This is a genomic window from Hydrotalea sandarakina (assembly GCF_003254115.1).
GTDB classification, from domain to species: Bacteria; Bacteroidota; Bacteroidia; order Chitinophagales; family Chitinophagaceae; genus Hydrotalea; species Hydrotalea sandarakina.
Genome location: NZ_QKZV01000007.1, coordinates 168,911 through 186,775 on the forward strand (window position 1 = coordinate 168,911; position 17,865 = coordinate 186,775).

Consider the following 17,865-nt stretch of genomic DNA (forward strand, 5'->3'; position numbering starts at 1 on the left):
AACCATTGCATTTATAGATAGTTGAAGGTTGTTATTTGCTGCTTATCGTATTAAAACAACAGTTCCTTTTTTAAAAACTTTTTTCCCCGTAAAGTCAATTCCTTCGGCTGTAAAAACATAGGCACCCGGTGGTTGCATAGTGCCATTATAGGTTCCATCCCAACCTTCACCAATTTGATGTGTAGTAAAAATAAGTTGTCCCCATCTATTGTAAATGTTAAAATAAAGCAAAGAAGTTATACCAACGGGTATGGGTTTCAGTATGTCATTTTTGTTATCATTATTGGGGGTAAATGCAGAAGGAATAAATATATCGGGACCTGTTTTGAATATTCGTACCCATACTTTATCACTACCTATACAGCCTGCGCTGGTAGTTGCAGTTACGGTATATTGTATGGAATCATTTAATCCATTAAAAGTAGCAATGGGGTTAGGAATGTTAGCACTACTTAAAAAAGAGGCAGGCGTCCACAAATATTGTACGGTTGTGCCCGTACTATCACCATCATAATTACTTGTTGCGTGTAATTGCAGAGGTTGGTTTACAACTACTGCAGTATCGTTTCCTGCTTTTACTTTTACAGGTGTGTAAACCGTTACCACAACTGTATCAATAACAGGTTTAATGCATCCGGTATCATATCTTACAGTTAACAGGTAAGGTGTGGTGTTACCTGGTGCAACAGTTGGTTGCAGCGTGTTACTATTTAGCATATTGCTGTTAGGACTCCAGGAAAAAATGGTGGCATTGGTAGATGCATTTAGTTGCGTTCTGCCCCCAAAACAAATACCCACATCGGCACCCGCATTTGCATTAGGGTAAGGATCGGCAATGATACGGGTATATGCAGTATCGCGACACTTTCCTAAGTTAGCAATTAAGCGATAATTAGTTGAGGCAGTTGGTTTAAACAATGGGCTTTTTAGTTTAGGGTTATCCATACCTGTTGCCGGTGACCATTCATAACCCAATGCTTCACTTACAGGATATAACCGAAAAGTGTCGGTTAAACAAACTGTTGTATCGGGTACTACTTTAACCGTAATTGAATCCAATACCCTTACTCTAACCGTATCTTTACTAATGCACCCATTATTATTTACCGTAACCTGATAGGTGGTAGTGGTTTTGGGAAAAACGAATGGAGTGGCTGTATTGGCATTAATGATGTTATAATTGGGAGTCCAACTATAACTACCATTACTTGTTGATTGTAATTGAAGGGTATCTATACTGCAAATAAGCGTATCGCGAAATGGAAGATTAAGTGGTGGGTTGCTGTAAATTACAACAGATTGTTTGGCAGAATCAATGCAACCTTTATCACTTTGCGAAATAAGTGTTACTGTTACCGTTCCCGGTGCCGAATAAGTGTAAGATGGATTTTGTTGTTTTGAAGTAGCTGCATTTGAATTAGGGTCACCAAAATTCCATTGCCATTTCGAAACAGTACCATATTTGGCAGTGCTTTGGTCGGTAAATTGAAATGGACGTAAATAACAATCGCCCTGCACACTAAATGCGGTTTTGTATCCGGGATAAACCATTACAATAGTGCTATCGGTACCTACACATGAATTGGGACCTGTAACTGTTAAATGTGCAACGAATCGGCCGGTATCGGGGTAAGTATATTGCAAGGTTGGCGTATTTGCTGAAAAGGTAGGATTGGCAGGATCGCCAACTGTCCATTTGTATGACAAGATGGAAGAGGACGTAGATTGATTTTCAAAATAAACTGTATAATCTTTGCAGTTTACAATGCTGGAAGGAAGATCTGCTTCAATGATGTCGCAAGATTGCACCTTTAAAATAAAATCTTTACGGTGATAACCAATTTGCTTGCCATTTCTAAATTCAGCTATGCAAACATTTACAACATATTGTCCGGCAGGTGGTGCCGTGCCACTTATAATGCCTGTAACGGGGTCAATAGTTACATCCGGGCCTAAAGGCATTGTACCGCTGTAACCACCTGCATAGGGTACAGATGTAAGTGATAGTATTTGCGGTGGCGCCTGATTTTGGCCGGTATTAGGTGCTGTATAAGCTTCACAAAACGAATAACTTAAAGAATCATTATCAGGATCAACTGCACTAAAATCTAAGTTGAATTTTTTACTGGCACACACTAAGGTTGTATCCTTAATCTTATACTCAGGACTACTGTTGTTGCCTACCGGTAATGTGTTGGTTCCGGGTAAAAAAGTTACATAATTACTGCCTACATTGTTTGAACTTAGGTTTGAAATATTGTCAATACGGCAACAACCCATACGCGACAGTGTATATCCATTTTGATTAATGGGCAAGTCAATGGTATTGGTAAATAAAGCAATCTGATAACATACACTTACATTCCCCACTAAACAGGGTATTAGGGCTGTATTGAGCTGAATGGTTGAAATACCGCCGGTTAAAGGTAGTCCCAAAGTTCTAACCAAAGTATTGCCATCATAAAAGCCTACTACTACATTTTCTGATTGTAATAAAGGGCCTGTTGAAGCGCAGTCTCTAAATAAACGTAAAGTTATATGATAGCTATTGGTGCCGGGAGTAGCACCGGGGCCTAAATATTTATAAAATAATTCGCCACCTGCAACATGCCTTGCATGGGCTGCAAATACAAACAACATAGCTAATACCACTAATGTAGTTTTTTTGTTGCATGCTATGTTGTTAAGAAAAATCATTGAATAAAAAATGTAATGTTTAGTAATAAACAGACTTTAAAAAAGCTTGAATATATTCGTTTACTTGGTTAGTTGCTTCTAACATACCCATATGCCCCACATTTTCTAAAATATGTACATAAGAACAATCAGGTAGATGCGATTGTTGTAAAACATCATTCATAGGGGCAGCAATGTCTTCCGTTCCAATAATAAATAAAACCGGGCAAGCAGCATTTTTTAAAACGTTTGTTCTATCGGGTCTTATGCGCATAGCTTCATAATACTGTTGGCAGGCTGTGGTATTGAACGTATTGGCCTGTGCAATTAGTAGATCTACTTTTTCGGGAAATGCTGCTTTAAAATTGGCCCCAAATAAATTGGGAATGGTGGTTTTAATGAATGCAAAGGCACCATAGTCTTGCATTATTCTAATGCCTTTCAATCGATTCGCTTTTTTTTCTTCGCTATCTGCAAAAGCGGTTGAATGCACTAAACCAAAACCTTTTAATAAGGAAGGGTATATTTCTGCAAATGCTAATGTAATATAGCCTCCTAAACTGTGTCCAAGCATTACTAATGAAGTAATATTTTCTGCTTCAACAATGGCATGTAAGGCAATTGCATAATCTTTTATTTCAATTGAATTATTATTTTCCGATTGCAATAAAGTTGATTTGCCCGTTCCGGGAATAAAGGGTGTGATGACAGTATAATTCGATTGTAAATATTGTACTTGATTATTCCAGATTGATGCATCTTCACCAAAACCATGGATTAACATTACCACAGGGCCATTTCCTTCCATACCATAAGCAATGGTTCCATTTTTGTACTTACAAACTTTTTCCATAACGCATTATTTTCTTAGGCGCAAAGCCAACCATCCATACAATTGATATAAAATTACTAATAAGGCAATTAAGCCGGTTATTTTGTATAACCAATCGCCCCATTTTACATACAAAGTGGTAGTTGCTTCGGTAGGAATATTGTAACGAATGACAGCGGGCTCATTATACCCTGTTGAAGTGATGATTTGCCCTGTTGGACTAATTACGGCACTAATTCCCGTGTTAGCACTTCGTGCAATAAATTTTCGGGTTTCTATGGCTCTTAAGCGAGCGTAATTCAAATGTTGTAAATGCCCCGGGGTATTGCCCCACCACCCGTCATTAGTAATAATGGTTAACAGGTTGGCACCTTTACGAACATAATCAGCAACATATCCTCCATAAATACTTTCGTAACAAATAATGGGTGCCATTTTGTAGGGATTATCGGGCTCGGAAAATACTACCGCACCTGTATCACGCCCATATCCGCCGGTTGTTCCCCCAAATTGCTCAAATACAGGGGCCATAAAATTTAAAAAAGTAGGCAACGATTCCACGCCGGGTACCAATTTGCTTTTGTTGTAAAATTGGTTGGGCTGCCCAACATGCAAAGCTACCGCACTATTAAATGCATCATAATAAGTGCCATTAGGCATTGCATGCGCTGTAGGTGTTGCTTTTTCATTACCATAGGTTACATAACTTTCAACACCGGTAAGTAAAGTAATAGAAGGGTGTTGTTGTAAAAATTTGAACACGGGTTGATACATTCCCACACCGGATAATTGGTTCTGCGCCACAGGTTCAGGCAATGCTGTTTCGGGCCATACTACCAAATTGGTTTCATTATTAATGGCTGAATCGCTAAGGCTTATTAATCTTTGTAGTTGCGCTTGTGTTGAAAGACTTTCAAATTTTTGGTAAGGGTCAATATTGGGTTGAACAATTACCACATTGCTACTATTATTGTTGTTAGGTATGGTTGGAATTGAAAAATAACTAATTAGAATAGGTAAAAAGATTACTATGAAAACGGGTAGTAATTTTTGTAAAGGGATTTTTTTAAATTCTAAATATTGCTGTGATAATCTAAATAAAAGCAGGTTCACTATTAAAACCCATAACGTACCCCCACTTACACCGGTAATAGCGTACCATTGTACCCAGTTGGGGTGCGTAGCAAAAACATTACCTAATGTAAGCCATGGCCAACTTAATTGCCAGTTTAAGTGAATCCACTCAAACAACATCCAATAAACAATAAAAGCTACACTGCTATAAAATTGATTTGATTTGTTTTTTAATTTAAAATATCCCCAAAGCGGAATACACATTAAAACAGCATTTGCAATCATGGCGGCAATACTACCTACATCAGTAGAATTCCAAATCCACCAGGTTGTGCCTATGTTCCAAATTAGCATGCTTAAAAATGCATAGCCTATAAAAGCTCGTACTTTCGAAACATTATGTGCTATGTGCAATAACGGAACCCACGCAAAGAAAATGCAGAAAGTAAACGGAAATGTAGGCCAGGCAATTACAAACAATAATCCACTAATGATACTCAGTAAAAATAAATGACTTCTTTTCAAGCAAAAAAATTTGCTCGAAAGTTCGGTAATTTTTTGAAAGTATTGAAAATGTTATTGTTGTCAATTCTTTTTTTCTGATTGATATATTAGATTCAATTGTTGCAATGCTTTGGGCATTAGAATGTTATTTTCAATTTGTGTATGCTCTTCAAGATTATTGTATAAATCACCTAACATGTTAAAGCATAGTTGTATGCCTTTGCAACTTTGTGGTGGTGGGGTAAAGTTTTGTGTAATGCTTTTAATTTTTTCAATTAAATCGGTTGAATGGTCATGTTCTTTTTCAATTAAATGGATCAATTTATTAATATAGTCTTTTGAAATATTTTCCGGCATTTGGTGGGTCTGCTCAATGGTTAGTATGGCCGGAAACAGTTTTGACTCTTCATAAATTAAATGGGCTGTAATTTCATCTTTCCACATTTCAAAATAAAACAGTACATCCGATAAAATTGGCAGTTGGTTGCCATGTTTTTGGGTTACTTTTTCCAGCTGTGCTAAAACAATTGGCAACTGTGTTTTTAAATATAAATGGTAATGCTGAATAATGTAATTAATTAATTCAGTGAACGATTGATTATTTAAGGTTTCCTTGTTCCATTTTTCCTGATTGACAATTTGTTGAATATCGTACGCAAGTTTTAGGGATGGAAGGTTGTGCAGAACACTAATCTCCTCAATGTTTTTTTTACTGAAGTGGCAGTAACTGATATGGTGCTTTTCTAACACTGCTAATACCGCCGGATACTTTGCTACAATAACTTGAAGCGGTGTTTGTAAAAGATTTTCCATTTTTTTAGGGCAAAGCTATAAAAATGAAATACTTATAAATATGATTAATGTCAGTGTTTTAATTTTACTGAAAGGTTTAAAAAGGTAATTCCAATTAATAAAATAAATGCTGCAAGCAACAAAAGCAAATTGATATCCGGAATAACATAATAAGCCAAATCAGCTATGCCTTGTATCATTAATAAAATTTCATTTAACAAAATGCCGACGATAAAAATGATAATTGCAGCTTTTGAAGTATAAGTTAATGGTATGATTTTTTTTGAAAATGAATATGCTAAAATAAAAAGACTAACCACCCCCAGAAATACCAAATGTAAATAACCTATTACAATTGGCCTGAATCCGTAAGTAATGTTACTTATATATGTTGATGATGATACTAATTGTAACAAAAGTTTAATGCTAAACGAAAGAGCGATTAGAAGGTATATCTTTCTTACAAATCTGTTTTCATATATAGGTTCTTTTACTGCATTATGTAATCTAATCGTTATTATCAATAATGCTGTCCAAACAATAAACTGTAGCGTTGCTGCAATAATAACAATAGAATGTATAATTATATTAGTGCTTAACCAAGGAGTTGATAATAAGTATGTGGGCAAAACAGCAAATGATAAAACCCAAAAAAATAATTTTGATAAATATGGCATAATAGTCAGTGTAGTTGTGATTGATTCTATCCATAATCCTATTATGGCGAATATAAACCAACCATTATATTGAAAATGAAGAAAAAAATAAACGGAAGCTAAATAATAATTTTGTTCAACTTGTTTGGTGGCCATCATATAAGCCAATGCAAATACGCCAGTAGAAGAAAGAACAAAAAAAATTAGGGCAGCTTTAAGATAGGAATGTGAAATATTTTTTATTGATATTAACTTCAAATCTTTCCAATACATCATTGCAAATACATAACTTACAATAATTGAAAGAGTAGAGAATATAATGGATACTGTTGCATACCCCTCAAATGGAAATGAAAATAACATGCCGTAGGAGGTTAATAAATTAAGCCATAAAACTGACTTGTATTTTTTAAAAGCATTTGAGTTTTGATTTTTTTTTAAGTAATCTACCGTTAATGTCATTAATGCCATAGTAATCCAACCGCTAAATGCAAAGTGTGAATGTGCATGAAGTAAATATTTTTGGTTAATAAATGGAAGAGAAAATACAATTTTATATCGTAAAATAGTTCCAAGTATTGCAACAATTAATAAATTCAAAAAACTTATTAATATCCAATTTTTTGCAGTGTGCTTCATCATTATGCAAAGTAAGCAGGCCTAAAATTGTTTTGTTATGATTCTAATCATAATAAAAAATGATATCTAAAATGTATTAAATATTAAATTTTAATTTTTTCAAAACATAAACCCATTAATAATAAACCTTCCCTTTTGCGATAGCTAATTTGCCATTTTCATGAAGCTGACGAATACTTCGTATAACTGTTTCTACCCTTAACCCTGTTATATCGGCTATTTGTTGTCGTGTTAATTGTACCATATTACATTTAGGGCAAAAGAATTTTTTATTGCTTTTGTAGTAGTTTAGAAGTGTACATATTTTCTCTTCAGGTTTATGATTGGCAAGTTCTTTCGACATTAAAAATTTAAATCTTAGTCTTTGTGCTAATAATTTCGAAAATAAAAAATGTATTTTAGGATCTTCTTTAAGTAACTGAATAAAATGCTGTTTTTGTAAACGAATTAGCAAACATTCCTTATTTGTTATGGCAGTTGCTGCATAAGGTTCATCATCAAATAATGGCATTTCGCCAATACTTTCGCCGGCTACAATCAAGTCATGCACATACTCCTTCCCCTCATCATTAATATTTACCCACCTTACTGTTCCTTCTATAAGTTGATAATAAAAATGACATTCCTCCCCTTCATGAAACAATACTTCATTTGTTCCTGTCTTTTTATAGGCTGCACCGTATGAGAGCAATAAATCTATATCAATCATTTGTATTTGATTTAGCACATTGATAAAATTACGCTTTTTATAAGCCTTTGAGCATGATTTTAAGCATTTCGATACATGATTTTCGTCATGTTTTTTTGAAATAATAATTCTTTTCATATGTTAAAACGCTTATGTGCAAAGGATTTAGTATAAATAAATATTAATTATTTATTATTATTTATTCTTTGAATTTTAATCATTATGATTCAACGCATAAATCAACGCTGCAGCTATTTGTAATCTTGTATTGCAAAATATATAAAGGTGTATAAACCATGCGCACTTACTTTTTCAAATTACAATAATTAAATTAAAAACAACATGAAAAAGCTAATTTTTTTAAGTCTATTTTCGGCAATACTACTTGCCTGTAGTAATTCCGGTGAAAAAAATGAAAGTACTTTTTCAAGTACAAACACTACTTCAACTGAAAGTACTAGTAGTGCCAATCCTTCTTACGATCCCAATAGAGGAGAGGGTAAATTTACACATGTAGATGTTAGCCCAACATTAGATGCTACTATGGCAGATGCCGGTAATAAAGTATATACGGTTAAATGTAGTGCATGTCACAAGCTTACCGATGAAAAATTAGTTGGACCCGGATGGAAAGGTGTTACACAAAGACATACCGCTGAATGGATAATGAACTTTGTTACTAATACGGATGATATGTTAACTAAAGATCCCAAAGCACAGGCCATGCTTGAAATATGTTTAGTTCGAATGCCCAACCAGCATTTAACTGACCAAGAGGCTAGAGATGTTTATGAGTTTATGCGTAAAAACGACGGTGTTAAATAACCCTAATATTTATTTATAAAATACAACCAATATGAGAAAAAATAATCTGCTTTATACTGCATGGGTATTAATATTAATTACTGGCAGTATGTTTTCATGTAAACCTAAAAATGCCGGTGATGCTGTAAGTGGTGATGCAGCTCAGCAAGTATATGTCGCCCCGGGTAAGTATGATGAGTTTTATAATTTTGTTTCTGGTGGATTTAATGGTCAATTAAGTGTTTATGGTCTCCCTTCAGGAAGATTATTAAAAATTGTTCCTATTTTCTCTGTCTTTCCGGAAAATGGATATGGTTACAGCGAAGAAACAAAACCTATGCTTAATACCTCACAAGGTTTTGTTCCTTGGGATGATCAACATCATCTTGAGCTATCGCAAACAAATGGTGAAATTGATGGTAGGTGGATTTTTGCGAATGCTAATAATACTCCTCGTGTTGCTCGTGTTGATTTAAGCACTTTTAAAACTGCTGAAATTATTGAATTGCCAAATAGTGCCGGTAATCACTCTTCACCTTTTATTACTGAAAATACCGAATATGTAGTTGCAGGAACACGTTTTGCTGTGCCTATGGATAATGACAATGGTGATGTACCTATTAATACTTATCGGAAAAACTTTAAAGCTTCTATTAGTTTTATAAGTGTTGATAAAAATTCCGGCAACATGAATCTTGCATTTCAATTACGAGTTCCTCCTGTTGATTTTGATTTAAGTCATGCAGGGAAAAATAAATCGCACGACTGGTTTTTCTTTTCTTGCTACAATACTGAGCAAGCCAATACCTTATTAGAAGTAAACGCATCTCAACGCGATAAGGATTTTATTTTGGCTGTTAACTGGAAAAAATTGGAAGAATATGCTAAACAAGGAAAAGGTAAAAAAGAAGCAGTGCAATATGCCCACAATGTTTATGATGAAACCAAACATATGGCTACTTCTACCATTGAAAAGCAAGTTTTAGTTTTAGATGCAAAAGATTTCAAAGATGTATGTTATTTTATACCTTGCCCAAAATCACCACATGGTTGTGATGTTGATCCTTCTGGTGAATATATTGTCGGTAGTGGTAAATTAGCAGCATTAATTCCCGTATTTAGTTTCGATAAAATTCAGCAAGCGATTGCCAATAAAAAATTTATAGGCGAATATGATGGTATTCCGGTAATAGAGTATGAAGCTGCTCTTTATGGCGAAGTGAAGAAACCCGGATTAGGACCTTTGCATACTGAATTTGACGGTAGAGGAAATGCTATTACAACCATGTTTGTTTCATCTGAAATTGTTAAATGGAATATTAAAGATTTAAAAGTAATAGATCGCCAATCTACTTACTACTCACCAGGCCACTTATGTATACCAGGTGGTGATACAAAAAAACCCAATGGCAAATATGTAATTGTTTATAATAAAATTACTAAAGACAGATATTTACCCACAGGGCCTGAATTAGAACAATCTGCTCAGCTATTTGATATTAGTGGTGATAAAATGAAATTGTTGCTCGATTTCCCCACAGTTGGAGAACCACACTATGCTCAGGCTGTAGCTGCCTCATTAATAAGAGATAAATCAGTTAAATATTTTGATATTAATAAAAATCAAAACCCTTATGTAACCAAGGGAGAGGCTGAATCGAAAGTTGTTAGAAATGGCAAGAGGGTAGATATTTATATTACACAAATTCGCTCCCATTTTTCACCCGATAATATAGAAGGTATTAAAGCAGGCGATGAAGTATACTGGCATGTAACTAATTTGGAACAAGATTGGGATATACCACACGGTTTTGCCATTAAAAGTGTACCTGAAAATGCTGAATTATTGGTAATGCCAGGTGAAACACAAACCTATAAATGGATGCCTAAGAAAGCAGGTATATATCCTTTTTATTGTACCGATTTTTGTAGTGCACTGCATCAGGAAATGCAAGGATATGTGCGGGTTTCATCTGCTGAAAGTAATGTGCCTTTAACTTTTAGTACAGGTAAAAATCTTCCTGATTCTGCAACTGCACCTCCTTTACTTGATAAATAATAAATATTCCCCCTTATCTAAAACCAACTACCGGATACCAATCTTTTAGTTCCGGTAGTTTATACCCTTAATTTATTGTCATGGAAAATTCTTTTTATATCTCTAAATTCAATCGCATGTTACTTGCTATTGCAGGCATCATTTTGTTGGTAGTAGTAAAAGTTCCGATGTGGCGTATTGATTTATCAGCACCACAGTATCCTGAAGGGTTAAGTATGTTTATTTATCCAAGCCATTTGGGGGGTAATATTGATATTGTTAATGGGTTGAATCATTACATTGGGATGAAGCATTTACGAACAGAAGATTTTTTTGAGTTTTCTATTCTTCCTGGTATTATTATTGGTTTTGCAATATTGTTTTTTTTAACAGCATTTTTCGGAAAAAAATGGATGAGTTATATATTGTTTTTATTGTTTATTTTATTTGGTATTATTGCTATGGTTGATTTTTGGCGTTGGGAATATAATTATGGTCATAACCTAAATCCGGAAGCACCTATTATTGTTCCGGGAATGGCATATCAACCTCCACTAATTGGATTTAAACAACTTCTAAATTTTGGAGCTTATTCAGTGCCAGCATTAGGTGGATGGTTGTTTATTATCGTTGGTTGTTTGTTATTGTTCGTTAATTTTAAAGAATGGAAAATTTCAAAAAAAGTTAACAAGTTTGATCAAAAACATGCTACTTTAATAATAATTACTATTGTATTCATCTTTTCATCTTGTAACACAAGTCCAACATCGCTATTAATTGGTAAAGATAAATGTAGTTATTGTAAAATGCCCTATAGCGATAATCGTTTTGGTGCAGAATTAATTACCCGAAAAGGTAAAATTTACAAGTTTGATGATATACATTGTATTGTAGCTTTTATACATGATAAGGCCAATGAAACCCAAAATGCCAAATTATATTTTGTAAACTTTGATGATGACCACAACTTAATTCCTTTAGAAAAAGTACTGTTAATAAAAAGTAACCAACTTCATAGTCCAATGAATGGAGATGTGGCTGCATTTAATACTTCAGTTGAGGCAAAGCAGGCTATAGAAAAATATGCTGCTTCAATTGTAGATTGGCATGAATTGGTTTCAACAACATACCCTTAATGCGGTTAATGCTTGTCTATTATTTCTTTCTTCAATCTTCATAAAATGAAGTTTAATCGTTGGATAGCAATTTTATTTATGTTGGCCGGTACTTATACTAACTGTGTAAATGCTGCATCATTGCTTGTGGGCAAATCACAACAATACAAATTAATTCAACAAGCTATTAATGCTGCAAAAGCAGGTGATACTATTTTGGTATCACCAGGAGTGTACAAAGAGCAAACAATTGTCATTAATAAAACCATTTTTTTAATTGGTATACAGTATCCGATTATTGATGGCGAACATACCTATCAAATAATCTCTATTAAGGCAAACAATGTGTTGGTAAAAGGTTTTAAGTTGATGCATTCCGGAACTTCAAGCTTAATTGATATTGCCGGAATAAAAGTTTATGATGCAAAAAATGTAGTAATTGAAGATAATTTTTTAGAAGACACTTTTTTTGGCATTTTTTTGCAAGGTGCTACAAATTGCACTATTAAAAATAATAACCTGAAGGCCTATGCAAAAACCGATCAGCAAAGTGCTAATGGCATTCATTGTTGGAAATGCGATAGTTTATACATTATAGGAAATACTGTAACCGGTCATAGAGATGGAATATATTTTGAGTTTGTAACCCATTCATTAATATGGCGTAACCGTTCATTTAAAAATTCGCGTTATGGGCTGCATTTTATGTTTTCGCATAATGACGCCTATATTGCTAATATTTTCCAAAAAAACAGTGCAGGCGTTTCCGTAATGTTTACACATGGAGTTAAAATGTTTAATAATGTTTTTGAAGATAATTGGGGCGATGGCTGTTACGGAATTTTTTTGAAAGAAATTACGGATAGTCATATATCCGGCAACACTTTTTTAAGGAATACCACCGGTATTTTTTTTGAAGGAGCTACCCGTATAGTGGTTGAAAAAAACACATTTATTAAGAATGGATGGGCAGCTAAAATCCAGGCGAATAGTATTCAAAATACAATATCCAATAATAATTTTTTAGCAAACAGTTTTGATATTGCTACCAATGGCTCATTGGTTGAAAATACCTTTAATAAAAATTATTGGGATAAATATGAAGGCTATGATTTGAATAAAGATGGTTTTGGCGATGTGCCTTATCATCCGGTAAGTATGTTTTCAATGATCGTTGCCGAAAATCCTACTACTATGATTTTGTTTAGAAGTTTTATGGCAACCTTATTTGATAAAACAGAAAAAATTTTACCCAGTCTTACACCTGAAAATTTAGTAGATAAACTACCATATATGAAACCTTTACGATTATGATTATTGCAACAAATGTTACCAAAAAATTCGGCCGTTTAACTGTTTTAAATAATGTTTCAGTAAACTGCAATAAAGGAGAATGTATTGCTTTAATAGGCCCCAATGGTAGTGGCAAAACTACACTTGTAAAAAGTATTTTAGGTATGGTAGTACCCGATAGTGGATTCATAACTTTTAATGGTCAAAATATTTTACATAATTGGGCTTATCGTGAACATATTGGATATATGCCTCAAATTGGGCGTTATCCGGAAAATATGACAATTGGCCATGTAATTGCTATGATGAAAGATATAAGAAAATCCAATCATAATGGGCCATTAGATGAAGAATTAATCGAACAATTTGATATACCTAATATGCTCAACAAGCGAATGCGAACTCTTTCAGGAGGTACTACTCAACGCGTAAGTGCAGCATTGGCTTTTTTATTTAATCCTGATGTTTTGATTTTGGATGAGCCCACTGCAGGACTTGATCCTGTTGCTTCCGAATTATTAAAAGAAAAAATTATAAAGGAAAAACAAAAAGGGAAACTTATTTTAATAACCTCTCACATTTTAAGTGAGTTGGATGATTTGGTTACACAGGTTATTTATATGCAAGATGGAAACTTACTGTTTCATAAATCACTAGAGCATTTACAAAATGATACCGGCGAAAAAAAATTATCTCGTGTAATTGCTTCGGTTATGCGGAACCAATCATGAAAATTAAAAATGTAACATGATAAAGATTATTAAATATGTAATGGCAGATATTCTTCGCAATAAAATTATAATTGCTTACACAATTTTTTTATTGGTAATAGGAATGAGTGTGTTTAATTTAGAAGATAATACTACAAAAGGCTTATTGAGCTTACTTAATATTGTACTAATCGTTGTACCGTTAGTGTGTATTATTTTTTCAACTATTTATGTATATAACAGTGCAGAATTTGTAGAACTATTGGTTAGTCAGCCTTTACAACGGAAGCATATTTGGCTAAGTTTATTTTGTGGTATTGCTTTGGCTTTAGTGTTAGCATTTTTTATTGGAATAGGATTACCTGTTTTATTATATTCCTTTTCAGCTACTGGAATAATACTAGTTGCTGTTGGTTTAATGCTTACTGTTATTTTTGTTGCTATTGCTATGCTGGCAGCGGTAAAAACCCGAGATAAAGCTAAAGGTATTGGTATTGCAGTTTTATTATGGTTGTATTTTTCATTATTATTCGATGGGTTGATTTTGTTTATTTTATTTCAATTTTCTGATTATCCATTAGAAAATTTCATGTTGTTTTTAAGTACATTAAATCCTGTAGATATTGGTAGAATATTTATTCTTTTGAAAATGGATGTTTCTGCATTAATGGGCTATACTGGTGCTATTTTCCAGAACTTTTTTGGGACTTTACCCGGAATGATTACGGCAACAATAGTGATGCTTCTGTGGATGGTGTTGCCACTTTATTTTTCCTTACGCATCTTTAATAGAAAAGATTTGTAAATTTTATTTTGCTGTGAAAAAAGACATTGAAAATAGGAGTGATATTGAACTATTGGTGAATACCTTTTATGCGGAAGTTAAAAAAGATATGCTGTTGCAAACCTATTTTCAACATCTTTCTGAATTACAATGGCAAAAACATTTAGAACGGATGTACTTGTTTTGGGAAAATGCCCTATTTCATTCAGGAGGATACTTTGGAAATCCTTTGAAAACACACAGGAAGATTGATTCAAAAAATAAAATTTTACACAAGCATTTTAAACGATGGTTACAACTCTTTTTTAGAGTTACCGATAATTATTTTGTAGGTGAGGTTGCAAATGCTGCCAAACAACGTGCTTACAATATTGCTGTTGTAATAGAATTAAAATTGAAAGACGAAAATTTAAGTTTGGGCTCCAAATAGTAAAAATATTGATTTAACAATGCAAAAGCCTCATTTTTTTATGAGGCTTTTGCTGAATAGTATTGTTGCGGTACAAGTGTGCGACGCAACAGAAGCATAATAGGGGTACCGTTAGCCGGTTACCAAAATATTATTTTCGGCTATAGTTGGGGGCTTCTTTAGTAATATCAATATCGTGGGCATGGCTTTCTTTCATGCCTGCATTGGTAATTTTTATAAAGGTTGCATTTTGTAATGCTTTAATGTTGGCAGCGCCACAGTAACCCATACCTGCCCGTAAACCTCCAACAAATTGATACACTACTTCGCTTAAATATCCTTTGTAGGCCACTCTTCCTTCAATACCTTCAGGAACAAATTTTTTAATATCATCTTCTACATCCTGAAAATAACGGTCGCCACTGCCTTGACTCATAGCACCTAAACTGCCCATTCCACGGTATTCTTTAAATTTACGTCCTTCATAAATAATGGTATCGCCGGGGCTTTCTTCAACACCTGCAAATACACTACCCATCATAACGGTATTGGCACCTGCGGCTAAAGCTTTTACCATATCGCCCGTATAACGAATACCGCCATCGGCTATGCACGGTATGCCCTTTGCTTTTAATGCCTGGCTAACTTCCATTATAGCAGTTAATTGCGGAACACCTGCGCCTGCTACAATACGAGTAGTACAAATTGAGCCGGGCCCTATACCCACTTTTACACAATTGGCACCGGCTTCGGCCAAAGCTTTTGCACCGGCTGCGGTACCAATGTTTCCGGCAATAATTTGTAGGTTTTTAAAATTCTTGCGTAATGTTTTTAATGCATCTATCACACCTTTACTATGCCCATGCGCACTATCTAATGTTACTACGTCAACGCCTACCTGTATTAAAGCATCGGCACGATCTAATAAATCTTTTGTAATGCCTAATGCAGCACCAACTAATAAACGGCCATAGCCATCTTTAACTGCATTGGGATTGTTCGTTAATTGTAAAATATCGCGATAAGTAATAAGGCCAACTAATTTGCCTTGCTTGTTTACAACAGGTAGCTTTTCAATTTTATAATTTCTTAAAATGCTGGCAGCTTTTTTTAAATCTGTTCCTTCGGGTGCGGTAATTAAATTTTCTTTGGTCATTACCTCGGCCACCTTCTTGTTCTTGTTGTTTTCAAAACGAAGGTCGCGATTGGTTAATATGCCTACCAGTTTTTGTTGGTCGTTTACAATAGGTATGCCGCCAATTTTGTTTTCCTTCATTAGCTTTAAGGCATCACCAATGGTGGCATCAACTAACAAGGTAACGGGGTCGATAATCATTCCGCTTTCACTTCGCTTCACTTTACGAACCTGTTCAGCTTGTTTTTCAATGCTCATGTTTTTATGTAAAATTCCTAAACCGCCTTCTCGGGCCAGTGCAATAGCCAAATTGGCTTCGGTAACTGTATCCATAGCCGCAGACAGCATGGGTACATTCAATTTTATTTCTTTGGTTAAGTAACTGGATATATCTACTTCGCGGGGTAAAACCTGACTGTATGCAGGCATTAATAATACGTCATCAAACGTAAGCCCTTCTCCAAAAAGGCGCGATGTGGGGGTGGTTTTGCCGGAATTTTTTTGTGTTGCCATGTGCAAAGATAGGGCACTAAAACATTACAATACAAATTTGTGTATTTTACCCATATTGTTTTAGTTCAACCGATACATTTTTCCGGGTAAGGCCGTTATTACATTTTGTAATTCTAAATTTAAGATAGCTGCTGCTACATTGCTGCTACTTAAACCGCTTTGTAAATAGAGGGCGTCAATAGGTAGGGTTTCCTGTTGTTGCAATATTTGTACAAGTATTTTTTCATCTTCTGTTAAGTCAATAAATAAACTGCGTTGGGCAGGTGCTTTTACGGGTTTCTGCAACCATCCCAACTCTTCTAACAATTGTTGGGTATTTGTAAAAACAATGGCCTTGTTTTGTTGAATTAATTTTAAGCAGCCACTACTTTTTGCATCGGTTAATCTGCCGGGTACAGCAAATAAATCGCGATTATAGTTAATGGCTAATTCTGCGGTAATCATGCTGCCGCCTTTGGTAGCTGTTTCAATAACAATGGTAGCATCACTCATGCCGGCTACTATGCGGTTGCGTTTGGGGAAATTGTGTTTTTCCGGACTTATATTATGTCCAAATTCAGTTAACAAACCGCCATTTAACAGCATTTCTTTGGCTAATTGTTTGTGTTGTGGCGGATATAATGTACTTAAGCCATGTGCTAACACACCAACGGTAGGCAATTGCTGTTTAATGGCTGCTTTATGTGCAATACTATCAATGCCAAAGGCTAACCCACTTATTACAAGAACATTGTAAGGAACCAACGCTTCAATAATTTGTTCGGTAATTTGTTTGCCGTAATCGGTATGTAAACGAGTACCAATAATACTAAGGGTTTTGCTATTGTTTAATGCGGCATTACCTCGATAGTATAATACGGTTGGGGCATCGTAACAATGCAATAAGCGTTGTGGGTATTGCGGATTGTTAGTAGTGAGTATTTGAATTTGGTGCTTTTCACAAAATTCAATTTCTGTTAATGCTGCATCAAAATCTTGAAACGATTTAATGGCCTTGGCTCGCACTTCTCCAATGCCTTCAATAAATGATAATTCTTTTTTGCCGGCTTTAAAAACTGCTTGGGCTGAATGAAAATGTTCTAATAAAAATTTTGCTTGAACAGGGCCTATACCCGGCACCTGGGTTAAGGCAATATCATAAAGCAGGGAATCTTCCATAGGTTCGTACAAAGGTTTTAAAGTCAATATATGTAATTTTTATAT

At 34.6% G+C, this 17,865-nt stretch carries 15 protein-coding genes; 7 read left to right on the top strand and 8 right to left on the bottom strand.

Features of this window, described 5'->3' with window-relative positions:
• Positions 1–42: 42 nt before the first annotated feature.
• From LX80_RS11315 to LX80_RS11340, 6 genes are all read right to left on the bottom strand, one after another.
• Positions 43–2,697 carry a PKD domain-containing protein gene (locus LX80_RS11315; protein WP_111296508.1) on the bottom strand — a complete coding sequence of 885 codons (2,655 nt, stop codon included), beginning with the start codon at positions 2,695–2,697 and terminating at the stop codon, positions 43–45.
• 19 nt (positions 2,698–2,716) lie between these two features.
• Complete coding sequence (locus tag LX80_RS11320; protein WP_111296510.1) at positions 2,717–3,529, bottom strand: alpha/beta fold hydrolase; 813 nt, start codon at positions 3,527–3,529, stop codon at positions 2,717–2,719.
• Between the two features lie 6 nt (positions 3,530–3,535).
• Positions 3,536–5,107 carry an apolipoprotein N-acyltransferase gene (gene lnt / locus LX80_RS11325; RefSeq protein WP_146250485.1) on the bottom strand — a complete coding sequence of 524 codons (1,572 nt, stop codon included), beginning with the start codon at positions 5,105–5,107 and terminating at the stop codon, positions 3,536–3,538.
• Between the two features lie 60 nt (positions 5,108–5,167).
• Positions 5,168–5,899 (bottom strand): hemerythrin domain-containing protein, encoded by a 732-nt coding sequence (locus LX80_RS11330; RefSeq protein WP_111296514.1) that lies wholly within the window; start codon positions 5,897–5,899, stop codon positions 5,168–5,170.
• A 50-nt stretch (positions 5,900–5,949) separates the two neighbouring features.
• Positions 5,950–7,134 carry a hypothetical protein gene (locus tag LX80_RS11335; RefSeq protein WP_146250486.1) on the bottom strand — a complete coding sequence of 395 codons (1,185 nt, stop codon included), beginning with the start codon at positions 7,132–7,134 and terminating at the stop codon, positions 5,950–5,952.
• 154 nt (positions 7,135–7,288) lie between these two features.
• Positions 7,289–7,999, bottom strand: a complete 711-nt coding sequence (locus LX80_RS11340) for a Crp/Fnr family transcriptional regulator (RefSeq protein ID WP_245898048.1) — start codon at positions 7,997–7,999, stop codon at positions 7,289–7,291.
• Between the two features lie 204 nt (positions 8,000–8,203).
• Between LX80_RS11340 and LX80_RS11345 the strand changes: the two genes are divergently transcribed.
• The 7 genes from LX80_RS11345 to LX80_RS11375 all read left to right on the top strand — a co-directional run bounded on the left by LX80_RS11345 (position 8,204) and on the right by LX80_RS11375 (position 15,035).
• Complete coding sequence (locus LX80_RS11345) at positions 8,204–8,686, top strand: c-type cytochrome (RefSeq protein WP_111296518.1); 483 nt, start codon at positions 8,204–8,206, stop codon at positions 8,684–8,686.
• A gap of 31 nt (positions 8,687–8,717) precedes the next feature.
• Positions 8,718–10,724 (top strand): Sec-dependent nitrous-oxide reductase, encoded by a 2,007-nt coding sequence (nosZ, locus tag LX80_RS11350; protein ID WP_111296520.1) that lies wholly within the window; start codon positions 8,718–8,720, stop codon positions 10,722–10,724.
• A 116-nt stretch (positions 10,725–10,840) separates the two neighbouring features.
• The gene (locus tag LX80_RS11355; protein ID WP_211307753.1) at positions 10,841–11,839 is read left to right on the top strand and encodes a nitrous oxide reductase accessory protein NosL; all 999 of its coding nucleotides are present in this window, start codon (positions 10,841–10,843) and stop codon (positions 11,837–11,839) included.
• 45 nt (positions 11,840–11,884) lie between these two features.
• Entirely contained in the window at positions 11,885–13,132 is a 1,248-nt protein-coding gene (locus tag LX80_RS11360; RefSeq protein WP_111296524.1) for a nitrous oxide reductase family maturation protein NosD, read from the top strand.
• Positions 13,129–13,842 (top strand): ABC transporter ATP-binding protein, encoded by a 714-nt coding sequence (locus LX80_RS11365; RefSeq protein ID WP_111296526.1) that lies wholly within the window; start codon positions 13,129–13,131, stop codon positions 13,840–13,842. The genes LX80_RS11360 and LX80_RS11365 overlap by 4 nt, the downstream gene beginning before the upstream one ends.
• Before the next feature lie 16 nt (positions 13,843–13,858).
• On the top strand, positions 13,859–14,626 hold the full coding sequence (locus LX80_RS11370; RefSeq protein ID WP_111296528.1) for an ABC transporter permease subunit: 768 nt from the start codon (positions 13,859–13,861) through the stop codon (positions 14,624–14,626).
• Between the two features lie 13 nt (positions 14,627–14,639).
• Positions 14,640–15,035 carry a group III truncated hemoglobin gene (locus tag LX80_RS11375; RefSeq protein ID WP_111296530.1) on the top strand — a complete coding sequence of 132 codons (396 nt, stop codon included), beginning with the start codon at positions 14,640–14,642 and terminating at the stop codon, positions 15,033–15,035.
• Between the two features lie 130 nt (positions 15,036–15,165).
• Here LX80_RS11375 and guaB read toward each other — a convergent pair whose 3' ends face one another.
• The gene (guaB, locus tag LX80_RS11380; RefSeq protein WP_111296532.1) at positions 15,166–16,662 is read right to left on the bottom strand and encodes an IMP dehydrogenase; all 1,497 of its coding nucleotides are present in this window, start codon (positions 16,660–16,662) and stop codon (positions 15,166–15,168) included.
• 60 nt (positions 16,663–16,722) lie between these two features.
• Positions 16,723–17,820 (bottom strand): DNA-processing protein DprA, encoded by a 1,098-nt coding sequence (gene dprA, locus LX80_RS11385; RefSeq protein WP_111296534.1) that lies wholly within the window; start codon positions 17,818–17,820, stop codon positions 16,723–16,725.
• Positions 17,821–17,865 lie beyond the last annotated feature (45 nt).

Coding starts and splice junctions, on each gene's coding strand:
- guaB (WP_111296532.1), bottom strand. CDS start 16,662: ATGGCAACACAAAAAAATTCCGGCAAAACCACCCCCACATCGCGCCTT.
- LX80_RS11340 (WP_245898048.1), bottom strand. CDS start 7,999: ATGAAAAGAATTATTATTTCAAAAAAACATGACGAAAATCATGTATCG.
- LX80_RS11345 (WP_111296518.1), top strand. CDS start 8,204: ATGAAAAAGCTAATTTTTTTAAGTCTATTTTCGGCAATACTACTTGCC.
- LX80_RS11365 (WP_111296526.1), top strand. CDS start 13,129: ATGATTATTGCAACAAATGTTACCAAAAAATTCGGCCGTTTAACTGTT.
- LX80_RS11315 (WP_111296508.1), bottom strand. CDS start 2,697: ATGATTTTTCTTAACAACATAGCATGCAACAAAAAAACTACATTAGTG.
- dprA (WP_111296534.1), bottom strand. CDS start 17,820: ATGGAAGATTCCCTGCTTTATGATATTGCCTTAACCCAGGTGCCGGGT.
- LX80_RS11360 (WP_111296524.1), top strand. CDS start 11,885: ATGAAGTTTAATCGTTGGATAGCAATTTTATTTATGTTGGCCGGTACT.
- LX80_RS11355 (WP_211307753.1), top strand. CDS start 10,841: ATGTTACTTGCTATTGCAGGCATCATTTTGTTGGTAGTAGTAAAAGTT.
- LX80_RS11330 (WP_111296514.1), bottom strand. CDS start 5,899: ATGGAAAATCTTTTACAAACACCGCTTCAAGTTATTGTAGCAAAGTAT.
- LX80_RS11370 (WP_111296528.1), top strand. CDS start 13,859: ATGATAAAGATTATTAAATATGTAATGGCAGATATTCTTCGCAATAAA.
- LX80_RS11320 (WP_111296510.1), bottom strand. CDS start 3,529: ATGGAAAAAGTTTGTAAGTACAAAAATGGAACCATTGCTTATGGTATG.
- nosZ (WP_111296520.1), top strand. CDS start 8,718: ATGAGAAAAAATAATCTGCTTTATACTGCATGGGTATTAATATTAATT.